The sequence below is a fragment of the Chitinophaga varians genome (assembly GCF_014529945.1).
Classification (GTDB): Bacteria; Bacteroidota; Bacteroidia; order Chitinophagales; family Chitinophagaceae; genus Chitinophaga; species Chitinophaga varians.
Window position 1 is genome coordinate 270,792 of sequence record NZ_JACVFB010000002.1, and the last position, 12,486, is coordinate 283,277.

Below are 12,486 nucleotides of genomic sequence, written 5' to 3' on the forward strand. Positions count from 1 at the left end.
TAGAGGCCGGGAAACTTACTATTACGAAGAGGCTGGGGAAATGATAAGCTGCCTGTTTTTAAAATATGGAGAGGTACTGCCAAGAGAAGAGATAAAGAAGATAGGAGGGACAGACAAATTGTGCTTTTCTCCTACAGCGGTGTTTGAGTTGTGCAAGTGACTTTGAAAAAATTATTTCATTCCGGATATACCGGAATGAAGGATGGTAGATTTGCCCTAACAACGTATTGTTAGCGGTAACACGTTTGTTAAATCATTATTTCATCACTAAATTCTTTCGAAATGAAAAAACTAAAATTACGCGCTACTGAACTTGGCGCTAAAGAAGTGCTCACCAATGAGCAGTTGAAGCACATTGTGGGCGGTGTTGCTAATGCAAGAGCCTATTGTAAGACAGATGAAGATTGTCCGCCCGCAGAATATTGCTGCCCGTGGGAAATTTGCGTGCCGAAATCATTCATCTGCGAATAGCGCATACCACCCTACATAAGTAACACAAAGCCCATGGAGAATATTATTCTTCCATGGGCTTTTTGATTATTAAGAGCGGGCAACGACACCGAAAAACCAACCACCACCCTAAAAAACCTATCCAAATGAACAAATCCGCTGTTCAACTGTATCTATAGGTATAGCTCATTGACCCCAAATACCCATGCTTTATGAACAGCCCCGAAAAACCTTTATACCAGACTAACCCTGAACTATTTAAAACCTATCTGTTGGACCACACCGCCCCGGACGAGATTTTAGTAGTCAAAGGCGTTACTATGGACGATCATCTCCTTAAATCCGAGTTACACATCAAAGTAATTCTCCAGTTTCAAATCGAAGCCTGTATTAAGTTTAAAGAGATCACCGCCGTACAGGTGCTGGCACGCCTGAGAAAGCGCCTCCGGAGTTTTATGCATTCGCCGCGCATGCCTGCGGCCATCCAAAAGATAGAGCGAAGCTTCTCCCGGGCCATTCCGGCGCTGTACGAGCAGGACCCGGTGATGTTTGAGCATTTTGTTATGGAGGACTTCCTCTCCCGCCCTGCTGTCGGAAATATCCCGGGTATCACCCAAAGAGACCGAATGCTGCGGATCGAAATTGTGCTCTATATTCTGGATGATGAAATTATCCGGCTGAGCGCCTTTGTGAAGCAGCGGAGTGTGCGGGCAGTACGGGCGGAGCATCGGCGGAAAGTAAACCGCGTACTGGCTGCTTATGGCAGGTTACTGCCGGCAGCGCAGGGCAACTGAATACAGCTGCCAATTCCCCTTGAAACACACAGGAACGGTAATATTTTTTTTGTTAGCCATCCATACTTTTATTAACTTTAATGACTATCTGCTATCCCATTATTTCACCCATTTATTGTCATGTAAATACGCTTCGTTATGCAGAAGAGGGTGAACTATGCACAGCTGTCATTATTTAGCTTTTATGAGTACTTTCTGCTCCTTTCTCCCGGACAACGCATCGTGCACAAAGTAGCAGCCATGAAAAGCAGGCTGGCAGCCATGATTCCGGTACCGTCTTACAACCTGCGTTCGATCGCTCATATTTCGCTGATGAAATTTTTACGTACGGAAGATGACCAGGCAATCATCCGACAGGTGACGCATGCGATAGAAGGTTTTTCGGAATTTACAGTGCAGCTCCATGACGCCGGCATTTTCTATCATGGACGCACGGCCACTTTGATGTTGCAACCGGTCAACAGTCATCCTATCAGCAGCCTGCATGGCGCTATAAGCGCCACTTTCCACCACCACCGAAGCATCCGGCCACATATTACCATTGCCCGGAATGTAGCCCGCGAAGAGCTCATAAAGATTGACCTGCACGACTTCGGGTGTCGCGACAGCTTTTGCTGCGATAAGGTAACGATATTGAAGAAAGCCGTAGAGGCAGCCCATTATGAGATACTACAGGAGGTGCCTATTCCCGGAAAAATTTATTGATGCTACCGTCCGGATAAAAACTGATGGCATATCGTTCGCGGCTGCCACTGATAGAGGCCGGATACCATAAAAGACGTTTTTCCTGAACGATGCCGTAGATATGCTTAGGTATCTTTGCCCCTTCGATGGTAGCAGATTTCTCTGCTATGTTTTTATATACCCTCGCCATGCTGCTAAAATCAACGTCATCCAGCGGCACCACCTTATTCTCTATTTTATCGCGGACAGAAAGCTGTACCGGCTCCGGCCCACTCCATTTACCGTTGGCGAAGTGCCAGGCATCCACATATTCCGGGTTCTCCGGATGCCGGAGCTGCAGGTTGATCCTGCCATCATCATATGCGTGAATATCATCGTAGAGGTACATCTTTTTCCCCGCGTAGGCAGGTAAAGCCCGCAGGCTTTTTTGCGCCGCTTTTAACCCCGCTTCGTCTGTCAGGAAATCCAATTTCCGGGTGGTGCTATGGGAAGAATAGGTAGTCCGTACGGTATCGCCGGAAGCGCTGCGGGAAGAATAGGTAACGCGTACAGTATCTTTGGAAATACGGGATTCAATAGTAACCGATGATGTCACCGGGCTGCTTTGACCGGTAGTAGCCGGAGTTTCTTCTTTTTGTTCGGCTGATTTTTCTTTGAAAGTATCCCGGAAAGTATCTGTCAACTGCTGGCAGGAAAAGCATCCCAGTGTCAGCAAGATACCTGAAAATCTGTATAGGTTTTTCAACATAAAATTAGTTTAGGTCAGCAAGGTCCTCGGCGAATGCCACCTCTGATGGTTTATCTTTCAGGTAAAATATGGAAACAGCTTCCTGACGGACCATCCCCAGATCAATAAGGGACACGATTTTTTTAAGTGTAGCCGTATACGTTTTACCATATCCGTCCTGGTAGCGTAGTTCAAACTTCACCTGCGGCTGTTCGTTGATATAGGTGCCTGTCTGCGTCGCAGATACTACCTCCGCCATCGTCTGAACACCAAAGTATTTGATATGTAACAAGGTGTCCGGATCGCCGCCACTGAACAGACTCAACAACAGGCCCAGCCCATAACCGCCGGAAAAAAGAATCAGCGGGCATAGCACCAGCGGATGATAAATCTTCATGAAGCGCCAGCCATACCCATCACTTTCCAGGCTGTAGGAAAAATAGTAATATCCTACAATGGCACCTGCAAGGCCCAGCCACAGCAGCAGCATTAACAGCATCCGGCCCGCTTTCACATCTGCCTGGGTGGTATCCACAATCAGGTAAGGCCGCAATTTCAGGGTTTTATCAATCAGCAGGTGAATGATCCTTCCTTTTTCATAGCGCATTTCTCCCGGCCGGGAATCAACAAGCTCCATTTTTTCGGTAATCTCCGTCCCCACAAAATTGCGCAGGCTGAGCGTCATCTGTTTGCTCACCATATCTGTCTTCACCTGTTTACCGTCCTTACTATCTACCACACGGGCTTCCCGCTTTTCGCCTTCGCGTAACAGGTAATCGATATTCCGTTTCATTTTAAACGGCAGCAATATCCAGTTCCGGAACCAGCGCAGTACCAGTATGGCCCAAAGCACCACTGACAGCGACAGCCAGGTAATTGCCAGATATGGGTTAGTATCTGACAGGCCTTCCCGTGTGTTATAATAGATAAGCATGGGGAACGGGATAGCAAAAAAGAGCATGTATACTATCCAGAAATATGACCAAAATCCTTTCATGATACTAATTTAAACTAAAACCGTCAATATTAACTTTTCCTTTAAGAAAGCGTTTATATCTTGCCGTTATGCGGGCACTGATGTATATCCTTCTGCTGTTACCACTCCTGTTGGCATTGTCTTTGGCACATGCCCAGAGCGCCCTGCAGGGAACCATATTCAGGGACGACAGCATGCCGGCCACCGGAGTAACCGTACTGAATAAACGTACACAATCCGCCGCTATCAGCGACGAGCAGGGCCACTATCAACTGTCTGTACGAAAGGGAGATACCTTACTATTGAAAGCAATGGGCTTTGTACCACTGCTGTACATCGTCAGTAAAGACAGGACAACGGTCACGCACCAACTACAATCGCAGCCACTGGAACTAAAAGCCATTAACATCATCCATTACAACTACCTCCGTGACTCTCTAAGGCTACGGCAGGAGTTCAGGAGAGAGTTTGATTTCCGCCGCCCGCGCTGGAACGAAGTGATTGTTTCTGCCGGGCCGGTCATTGCGATTAATATTAACCAGCTGTACAAAGCGGTGTCTTTCAACAAGAATAAAAAGAAAGATAAATTCAGAAAGATTTTGCTGGATAAAGAAAAAGAAAATCTGGTAGAACAAAAGTTCAATCCATCCCTGGTGCAACACCTCACCGGATTAGACGGCGACAGCCTCTCACAGTTTATGCTGCGGTATCAGCCATCCTACGACTTCGTGAGAGACATCAGTGATTACGATTTGTATGTGTATATCAGGCAACAGTATGATAAATTCCGCCAGCCACCCCTAAAATAACCCGTCATGAAACTATACCTGATGATTGTTGCGTTGTTGCCCATTGCTGCTTTGGGGCAACGATTTTCCACTGATCTGCAGCAGATAAAAGAGGTCTGCAATAGTGATGTCTCAGAGATCGAATTCACCAGGCTAGGCTGGAGCTGTCAATCTGCATTTAGTAACACTACTACTTTCTACAGAAAACACCTCTCTTTCACCACAGACACGTCCACCGGAAACCTGTTATCTCCGGAAAAGGCCGGCAAGCCGGCGCGGACAATTTCAGGATTAGATATTATCATTTTTACGCACGCGCTACCCAATATACTGAAACAACCGATGACTGTAGAGCATATGGAATTCACGCAGCAACATTACGAACAATGTAAACGAGAGATCGATACCATGCGTTCCTCCCTTGCAGGTCATTTACAATTAAAACTGCAATATGGTTTCTTTCGTAAGAAAGGGATAGACTATCAGCGATTATCCACCATCCTTGACAGCCTGCCTCAGATTCCCTCGGCTACGCTGGAACGGATATTACATACAAACGGATATTCTTCCACCACATCTTACGCATGGAATATGTTATTGAAAAACACTAACGGCACCTACATCAACATCTGCCATTTCAGCAACTCCTTTCGCCCCTTGCTTACTCACTGGATGGTAACTGTGAATGGTCAGGTCAGCTTTAGCAATAACATGGAGATCACACGGTTTTTTGAAAAAAACTTTCCCGGATTTCGCCAAAATGATAAGATGGAGTTACTACGCTGGCTCGTCATGCAACTATACCACAATCCTCCCGTCAATCCTTCTCCAGCAGCCGTTTCTCAATTGTAAACGAGAATACGTTGGAATACACGGTGTCCTTCCGGCTTTTGAACTTCAGCCGACAAGAGGTATGATAATCACCGTCTATCAGGAAGAGTTTAGCCACCGCTACTTCTCCTCCCTTCAGTACCTGATCACTGGCCCCTGTACCACAACGGTACCTCCGTGGCCCTACAATATCCTGCCAGTCACCTTTTTCATTTTTGGCCTGCAGGATGATGCGGCTCAACTCACCGAAAATGCCAATGTTGAATACGCCATTCCCTTTGTTATACAGAAAAACAGGAATGGCTTTGTAATACACCACTGAATCCAATACCTCAGTATAAGTCCCGGTTTTCGCGGACCAGTAGGCATGGCTGTACCGCGAAGCATTGGACAACCGGTAAGCAGTGTCCACCACTATTTGCAGGTGTGTGGAGTCGGCAGGTGTCCAGGGTGCATGCTCTCCAAATTCTTCATCTCCGGATTTCCGGTGAGACCGCAAAGGGCTGGACGGTAACACAATCGTATCGGCAACAGGCCCCATATAATAAACAGGAAACGCCGTACTATAGTCATCACCGTTATACAGCTTCGCTTTATCCGCCGGCAGGGAGGAATCTATCAGGACCAGCTTCCCTTCTACCGTATTGACCGGTTGGAAGCGGCAACCACCGATAATCAGCAGGTACACAAACAGTAACAGGACCAGGCGTAAAGGCATAGGTATATTTTATTCATCAGATTCAGGAAACGCAAGAATCCATATAGTTCGCCAGGAAATTAATTACACAATTTCTTAATTTAACAGCAAATTATCTGTCACGGTATGCACCACTCCTTGCTCCTTGTTCTTACTTTGTTATTTGTTGTATTTATGCTGGTAATGCTGGGCCAGCGATTAAAGATCTCTTATCCTATTTTTCTGGTGCTGGCCGGGCTGGGGATTGGCTTTATCCCCGGCTTGCCGAAGATTGAGATTGACCCTGATCTGGTTTTTACGATTTTTCTGCCGCCGCTGTTGTATGAAGCCGCCTGGTATACTTCCTGGAACGAATTCTGGAAGTGGAAGCGGCCTATTATCATGCTGGCTTTCGGTGCTGTTATTTTCACGTCCTGTATTATCGCGTATGTATCGCATTCGATGATACCCGGTTTTACGCTGGCGCTGGGGTTTCTGCTGGGCGGCATTATCTCTCCGCCTGATGCGGTGGCGGCAACGAGCGTATTGAAACACCTGAAAGTCCCCAAAAGGGCCATGACGGTCCTGGAAGGCGAAAGCCTGATCAACGATGCCTCCAGTCTGATCGTGTTCCGGTTTGCTGCGGCGGCGGTCATTTCCGGGCAGTTTGTGATGCATGAGGCAGTCGGCTCCTTCTTTTTGTCTGCCGGTATGGGCATCCTGATAGGACTGGCAGTAGCCAACATCATGTACGCCATTCACCGCTGGCTGCCTACCACGCCGAGTATCGACTCTGCCCTCACCCTGATGACGCCCTACTTCATATACCTGGCGGCGGAGCAGTTCCATTTCTCTGGTGTATTGGCTGTGGTGAGTGGCGGATTATTTCTTTCTTACCGTTCACATGCCATTTTCCCTGATGGGGCCACCCGTATGCAGATGCTGGGGGTATGGAGCACGCTGATCTTTGTGCTCAACGGCATCGTTTTTATGCTCATAGGGCTGGAACTGCCAACGATTGTGCATGCGCTGGGCGACTACTCCATTGGCGACGCTATCCGTTATGGGCTGGTCATTGCTTTCCTCACTATTCTGGTGCGGCTGTTATGGGTATATCCCGGCGCTTTTATTCCACGGATGCTGAGCAAAAAGATCCGGACGCAGGAATCCAGTCCGGGTTGGAAAGGGCCGCTGGTAGTAGGCTGGGCCGGTATGCGCGGCGTGGTGTCACTGGCCTCTGCCCTGTCTGTGCCGCTACTGTTCCCGCACCGCAACCTGATCGTTTTCATCACTTTCATTGTGATCCTGGTGACGTTGGTGTTTCAGGGGCTCACCCTTCCCTGGCTGATAAAACTCATTAAAGTGGGCGAGATAGACGACATTACCCCTTTAGCGGAACAGGAAGCAGGCATGCGGCTGGCTATGATGAAAGTGGCCCTTCAGCGGCTGGAACAAAAGTATTCCGCTGAAGTAAAAGACAATGAACTGATAGGCTTTCTTAAAAAAGACCTGGAACATAATATCAACAGTACTTCCGCCCGATTGGAATCAATGGAATGTGACGACACGGAAAAAACCGAGGTGGAACTGTATCACGCTGTGCTGACGGACATTTACGCGCAGCAAAGGCAGGAACTGTTCAGGTTGCGACAGCATAACACCTTTAGTGATGAGGTGATCCGCAGTCAGGAAATGCAGCTGGACCTTGATGAAATGAAGATCAGACATCCCGGTCACGAATAAACGTTGCTCTCCGATAACTGATGCGCACCGCTATGCGGCTGGTAACCCGCCTTTTAAATACAGGGACAGGGTTACCAGCCGAACAGGGTGTTGTTATTTTCCCGTTCCTGCCGGATGAACCGGGCTCTTTTAAGCAAGAGCCGGAAACCCGAATTATTTATTGATAACCCGGTCCAGCGCGTAACCATTGTATTGGATAAATACCAGCAAGCCTGCAAAAAAAGCGACGTGTATCAACTGTGAAGGCAGGGAGCCCCAGTCTTCTATCAGGGTGGTGCCCAGTATCAGCATGATCATGATAGCAGCGCCGGCAATAAGGGACAGGCGGGTAAACAGCCCCAGTATCAGCAGGAGACCTACTACAAACTCCGCGATGGGAAGAATATAGCTAAAGGGTAGTACCATGGCGCCGGGCAGCATAGATTTTTCGAAAGAAGTGGTCATCCAGTGGCTGAATCCATTCAGTTTGGGAAGTCTTACCAAACCGTGGCCAAACATGCTGGCAGCTACCGCCAGCCTTAACAGTACATAGGCAATTGTGTTGTTTTCCATTACAGTAATTTTATATATCAAAGGTCAGCTTCTCCCGGTAAAATTCTTTGTACAAATTCTGGATCATTCAGTAATTTTATAAGATGATACAGGAGAATTTATACCAACCCTTTGAGATCGAATACCGCGAATGCACGGAATGCCCGATAGACGCGCACAAGCACAATTTTTTTGAGCTGGTGTACATCGTGGAAGGCAGTGGGGTCCAGTGTGTTAACAAGAATCAGTTGCCCTACAGTGCAGACAAGCTGTTTCTCGTAATGCCGCAGGACTGCCATTCCTTTGAGGTAAAAGACAGTACTAAGTTCTTCTTTATCCGCTTTAATGATGTCTACCTGAAAAATCAGCCTAAAGAGTGGATACAACAGCTGGAATTTATCTTCCAGAACAACAATCACCTGCCGGGCTGTATCCTGAAAAATAAAATAGACAAGCCGCTGGTAAAATCATTGATAGAAGCGCTTATCCGGGAGCAGGTAAATCAACAGCCTTATCACAAAGCCTTATCACAGCAGATGGTGAACACCATCCTGTTGGTGGTGGCGCGCAATATCTCCAGCCAGTTGCCCGAACCATCGCGGCAGCCGGGCAAAAGCGACGCTTCGCTGAATATTCTCCACTATATCCACGAAAATATCTATTCCCCTGAAAAATTGAGGGCCGAACAGATAGCCTCCCACTTTAATATATCGCCCACCTACCTGAGCGAATATTTCAAGCGGAATAACGGGGACAGTTTACAGCAATATATTATGCAGTACAAGCTGAAGCTGGTGGAAACGAGGCTGCAATACAGCAGCATGCGGGTGGGAGAAATAGCGTATGAGCTGGGCTTTACCGATGAAAGCCATCTGAACAGGATGTTCAAAAAATATAAAGGGGTCAATCCGTCCGCATTCAGAAAGGAACTGCAGTTACAATTGCAGCCTGGCTGATCATGCAACAAAAAAGCGCCCGCAGTAGCGGACGCTTTTCAATTTCTTACAGTTACTATTCTTCTTCGTCTTCTTCATCTTCGCTACCGTCGTCTTCGAGCCATTCCATGTAAGAGTAGTACCAGTCTTCCAGTTGTTCAAGCAGTTCCTGTTTCTTTTCCGGAGAATCTTTGTAGAACGCTTCCACGTCGTCAATCTCTTCGACGATATCGATGTACGCAGTTTCTTCGTCCTCCTCTACACGTTTGGCAAAGAAGCGGGGTTTCTCGGTATGAAAAATATATTCATTCTCCGGATCCGTAACAGGATCATCTGCGATCAGAAATTTAGGTAACTGTGCCATAGTGGTATATTTTCGTTTAAATGATGCTGGTTACAAAAGTAGGTATTTCTTTCACGCGTCCGCAACATGAACCTCTTTTATTTATGGCGGAATTTTTACATCTTTATAGTCGGTTAAACCCATACCATATGCAAGAATACTGGACACGATGGGAAAATTGGATGAGACAGCATGCCCCCAGGCTGCTCAATGTACTAAACCCCGGGGTACCTTACGGCGCACTGGAATCTTTGGAAAAACTCACAGAAACGGCTATACCGGCCGATTTCAAGGATTTCTACGCTATACATGACGGACAGCATAAAGCCAGGCCTGGCCTGGTAGATGGCGATCAGCTGCTGCCGCTGGAAGAGATCACCAATAAATGGCATTACTGGCACGATCTCATCGCCTCCGGCACCTATACCTACAATGATGAGCCCATTGCCTCAGAGCCCGACACCGGTATCAGGGCCGACTGGTGGAACCCCCACTGGCTACCCTTTACAGCCGATGGCTTCGGCAACTTCCTCTGCATAGACCTTGACCCCGCCCCTGAGGGCAACTATGGCCAGATCATTACCCTGTGGCATGATGACGGGCACCGGGAAATCGTGGCACGTTCCTTCCGGGAGTGGATCCATAACTACCTCGATGCCCTCGAAAAAGGGGATTATATTTTCGTTAAGAAGTGGGGCATTGTGCACAAAAACACCACTTTCAACTACAACGACTGATATTGTAGCGGACTGCTGCCTGTCCACCGCCGGAAAGCGCGGGTAAAAGCACTCAGTTCATTATACCCCAGCATATAAGAAATATCTTTCAGCGGATAACTACCGGAAGAGATATAATACAGCGCCAGGGACTTCCTCACGGCATCGGCTATTTCCTGGTACTTCACCCCTTCGTCTTTCAGTTTACGTTGCAGGCTTCGTGGGCTCAGGTTAAAATTGGCCGCCATCTCCTCCAGCGATATAATGCCCAGATAGGAATTGGCCACCAGATAGTTATATACCCTCGTTTGCAGGTTATTTACCGTCTTCGATGGCTGCTGCTGTGTAATAGCGGCCACTTTCTTCAGCAGCATGTTTTGCAGTTCGTAGTTGGCCGTTAGTATCGGCTCGTCCCAGTAACGTGCATCGAATACCAGGGCATATTCACCGGCACGTTTGGTTGGCCGGCAACGAAATATCTGTTCATAAGCCGCCATGTCCCGTACATGATAGGGTAGTCTTACCGTTAACGGCACAATTTTCTCCAGCATCAGTCCCGACACTTCATGAATGGTAATGACCATCAACAGCTCCACCAGGTTGCGGAAGGATGCCGTAGGTTCGTTGACGTTACCCCTTGCCGGGATAAACCGAACGGTAAAGTTTTTACTGTTCCGGGCAATCTCCAGCCGGCATTGGTCTGTTACATGATGCGTCAGTGCGGCCGCATGTGTCAGCGCTTCACCCACTGTGGCGCTGGTCTGAATAATCTGTCCCACTACGCCCAACGCTGCCGGCTGTACGGAAGCGGCGAAATGCAACCCGAACAGCGGGTCGCCCGACAGCTGTGTCGCATGCAGCCACAGCGCATCCAGCTGCTGCTGTGTAACCGGCGGCGCATTATTTTTCTTTAAGGCAGTCAGGTTGATGCCCGCCAGCTGACAGAGCTTTGCCGCGTCTATATCACGTTGTACCGCATAAGCGATAATAGATAATACTATTTGATTCATATCCTAAAGTTATTTATCCCTCGCCGGATAAAAAACAGGCTGTCGTGAAATGACAATCGTTTGTCGTGAAATGATAAACAAATGGGATGCCGGTGATAGTAGCTTTGTATCATCAAACAAACAATAAACCATCACTCAAAAACAATCATCATGGAAAATCAAACTTTATCCGTAGTAAAAGCATTCGTAGCAGCAGTACAGCAGGTAGATCTCGAAAAACTGGGCGCTCTGCTCCACCCTGAAATCACCTGGCAGCAACCGGGCAACAATCGCTTTTCCGGCACTAAAAGCTCAGCCGGTGAAGTATTTCAGATGGTGGGCGGTATGTTTGAAGTGTCTGCCAATACCATGACACTGGCGGATGTGAAATCTATTACCGTTCATGGTGATCAGGCGGCCGTCCTGTTAAACTGGAAAGCAAGCAGACCTGGCGCTACACTGGACACAGACAACGTAGACGTATATACGGTAAAAGACGGTCAGATTGTGGCGGCTAAAATATATGCGGCAGATCTGGCACATGAAGATCAATTCTGGGGAAACTAACGGGCTATGCCCCTAATAACACAACCCTTCGGGAAACGGGCTTCCCGAAGGGTTGTGTTATTATTGTAATGGAATACAGGAATAATTAAGACAAGTGTAGCAATGCAATCACCAATTGTTAAAACCAACGTTTTTTCTTTTTACCCTGACGACGTTCCTGGTCAGCAGTACGGATAGGTTCAATCATCTTTGGGGGCCTTACAGTCACCTCACCAGGTTTCCCACAGCGACGATTCGCGTCGTCTCCCCATATAGTTGCTTCCGTCAGCGCTACTTTCCCCTTTGTGAACCCCGTCGCCATCACTTGCACCTCCGACAGCGTGTATCCTTTGTTGGATTTCGTTACTGTGTCTTCCTGTACTAACGGAACCGGTGGCGACTGCGGTGATATTGCCATTTCCACCTGTTCTAGGTCCCTCGCTTCCGCATAACTGTGATTGGCAATTCCGGTGATCAGACCGGCGGTCAACAGTAGCGCAGGTAAAAAATTTTTGCGGGGAGGAGCCGGTGGGTTAATGAGTCTGTCCAGCTGGTGGTCCTGAAAACGGCCACAAACGTTCCCCCTGCTGTTACTGATAACAGCAAAAATTTCAGCATCCGTCATCAAGGAGAAGTCTATTACGGTTTTAGCACAACTATCGCAGTGTTTACCCGCAGCAGTATTGGTCATTTTATCCCAATTCTCCCCGCATGGTGTAGGAACAGACAGGTACAGACCATTCGTGTATCTCATAGA

Annotated in this window: 16 protein-coding genes; 9 read left to right on the forward strand and 7 right to left on the reverse strand. The window is 47.8% G+C overall.

Features of this window, described 5'->3' with window-relative positions:
- Positions 1 to 282 precede the first annotated feature (282 nt).
- From ICL55_RS08805 to ICL55_RS08815, 3 genes are all read left to right on the forward strand, one after another.
- On the forward strand, positions 283 to 471 hold the full coding sequence (locus ICL55_RS08805) for a bacteriocin (RefSeq protein ID WP_188096133.1): 189 nt from the start codon (positions 283 to 285) through the stop codon (positions 469 to 471).
- A 191-nt stretch (positions 472 to 662) separates the two neighbouring features.
- Positions 663 to 1,244 carry a hypothetical protein gene (locus ICL55_RS08810; protein WP_188096135.1) on the forward strand — a complete coding sequence of 194 codons (582 nt, stop codon included), beginning with the start codon at positions 663 to 665 and terminating at the stop codon, positions 1,242 to 1,244.
- 138 nt (positions 1,245 to 1,382) lie between these two features.
- Positions 1,383 to 1,949, forward strand: a complete 567-nt coding sequence (locus ICL55_RS08815; RefSeq protein ID WP_188096137.1) for a 2'-5' RNA ligase family protein — start codon at positions 1,383 to 1,385, stop codon at positions 1,947 to 1,949.
- On the opposite strand, the gene ICL55_RS08820 is transcribed toward ICL55_RS08815, so the two are convergent.
- Positions 1,927 to 2,676: a hypothetical protein gene (locus ICL55_RS08820; RefSeq protein WP_188096139.1), complete on the reverse strand. Its 750-nt coding sequence runs from the start codon at positions 2,674 to 2,676 to the stop codon at positions 1,927 to 1,929. The genes ICL55_RS08815 and ICL55_RS08820 overlap by 23 nt on opposite strands.
- Positions 2,677 to 2,680: 4 nt before the next feature.
- Positions 2,681 to 3,652: a hypothetical protein gene (locus ICL55_RS08825; protein WP_188096141.1), complete on the reverse strand. Its 972-nt coding sequence runs from the start codon at positions 3,650 to 3,652 to the stop codon at positions 2,681 to 2,683.
- 68 nt (positions 3,653 to 3,720) lie between these two features.
- Here ICL55_RS08825 and ICL55_RS08830 point away from each other — a divergent pair, with 68 nt between their 5' ends.
- Both ICL55_RS08830 and ICL55_RS08835 read left to right on the forward strand, forming a co-directional pair.
- A complete protein-coding gene (locus ICL55_RS08830; RefSeq protein ID WP_188096143.1) occupies positions 3,721 to 4,440 on the forward strand; it encodes a peptidase associated/transthyretin-like domain-containing protein in 720 nt (239 codons plus the stop codon).
- 6 nt (positions 4,441 to 4,446) lie between these two features.
- Complete coding sequence (locus tag ICL55_RS08835; protein ID WP_188096145.1) at positions 4,447 to 5,271, forward strand: hypothetical protein; 825 nt, start codon at positions 4,447 to 4,449, stop codon at positions 5,269 to 5,271.
- Here the strand turns inward: ICL55_RS08835 and ICL55_RS08840 are convergent.
- A complete protein-coding gene (locus ICL55_RS08840) occupies positions 5,237 to 5,968 on the reverse strand; it encodes a hypothetical protein (protein WP_188096147.1) in 732 nt (243 codons plus the stop codon). The two genes, ICL55_RS08835 and ICL55_RS08840, sit on opposite strands and share 35 nt — an antisense overlap.
- A 105-nt stretch (positions 5,969 to 6,073) precedes the next feature.
- Between ICL55_RS08840 and ICL55_RS08845 the strand changes: the two genes are divergently transcribed.
- Positions 6,074 to 7,669, forward strand: coding sequence for a Na+/H+ antiporter (locus ICL55_RS08845; protein WP_188096149.1), 1,596 nt, complete (start codon positions 6,074 to 6,076; stop codon positions 7,667 to 7,669).
- A gap of 153 nt (positions 7,670 to 7,822) precedes the next feature.
- Here the strand turns inward: ICL55_RS08845 and ICL55_RS08850 are convergent, their stop codons facing one another.
- The gene (locus tag ICL55_RS08850; protein ID WP_188096151.1) at positions 7,823 to 8,221 is read right to left on the reverse strand and encodes a DoxX family membrane protein; all 399 of its coding nucleotides are present in this window, start codon (positions 8,219 to 8,221) and stop codon (positions 7,823 to 7,825) included.
- Positions 8,222 to 8,304: 83 nt separating this feature from the next.
- Between ICL55_RS08850 and ICL55_RS08855 the strand changes: the two genes are divergently transcribed.
- Positions 8,305 to 9,156, forward strand: coding sequence for an AraC family transcriptional regulator (locus ICL55_RS08855; protein ID WP_188096153.1), 852 nt, complete (start codon positions 8,305 to 8,307; stop codon positions 9,154 to 9,156).
- Between the two features lie 55 nt (positions 9,157 to 9,211).
- Here the strand turns inward: ICL55_RS08855 and ICL55_RS08860 are convergent, their stop codons facing one another.
- The gene (locus ICL55_RS08860; protein ID WP_188096155.1) at positions 9,212 to 9,499 is read right to left on the reverse strand and encodes a hypothetical protein; all 288 of its coding nucleotides are present in this window, start codon (positions 9,497 to 9,499) and stop codon (positions 9,212 to 9,214) included.
- Between the two features lie 128 nt (positions 9,500 to 9,627).
- Between ICL55_RS08860 and ICL55_RS08865 the strand changes: the two genes are divergently transcribed.
- Positions 9,628 to 10,215: an SMI1/KNR4 family protein gene (locus tag ICL55_RS08865; RefSeq protein WP_188096157.1), complete on the forward strand. Its 588-nt coding sequence runs from the start codon at positions 9,628 to 9,630 to the stop codon at positions 10,213 to 10,215.
- Here the strand turns inward: ICL55_RS08865 and ICL55_RS08870 are convergent.
- Positions 10,203 to 11,204, reverse strand: a complete 1,002-nt coding sequence (locus ICL55_RS08870; RefSeq protein ID WP_188096159.1) for an AraC family transcriptional regulator — start codon at positions 11,202 to 11,204, stop codon at positions 10,203 to 10,205. The two genes, ICL55_RS08865 and ICL55_RS08870, sit on opposite strands and share 13 nt — an antisense overlap.
- Before the next feature lie 150 nt (positions 11,205 to 11,354).
- Here ICL55_RS08870 and ICL55_RS08875 point away from each other — a divergent pair, with 150 nt between their 5' ends.
- Entirely contained in the window at positions 11,355 to 11,750 is a 396-nt protein-coding gene (locus ICL55_RS08875; protein WP_188096161.1) for a nuclear transport factor 2 family protein, read from the forward strand.
- Positions 11,751 to 11,868: 118 nt separating this feature from the next.
- On the opposite strand, the gene ICL55_RS08880 is transcribed toward ICL55_RS08875, so the two are convergent.
- Positions 11,869 to 12,483 carry a hypothetical protein gene (locus tag ICL55_RS08880; RefSeq protein WP_188096163.1) on the reverse strand — a complete coding sequence of 205 codons (615 nt, stop codon included), beginning with the start codon at positions 12,481 to 12,483 and terminating at the stop codon, positions 11,869 to 11,871.
- Positions 12,484 to 12,486 lie beyond the last annotated feature (3 nt).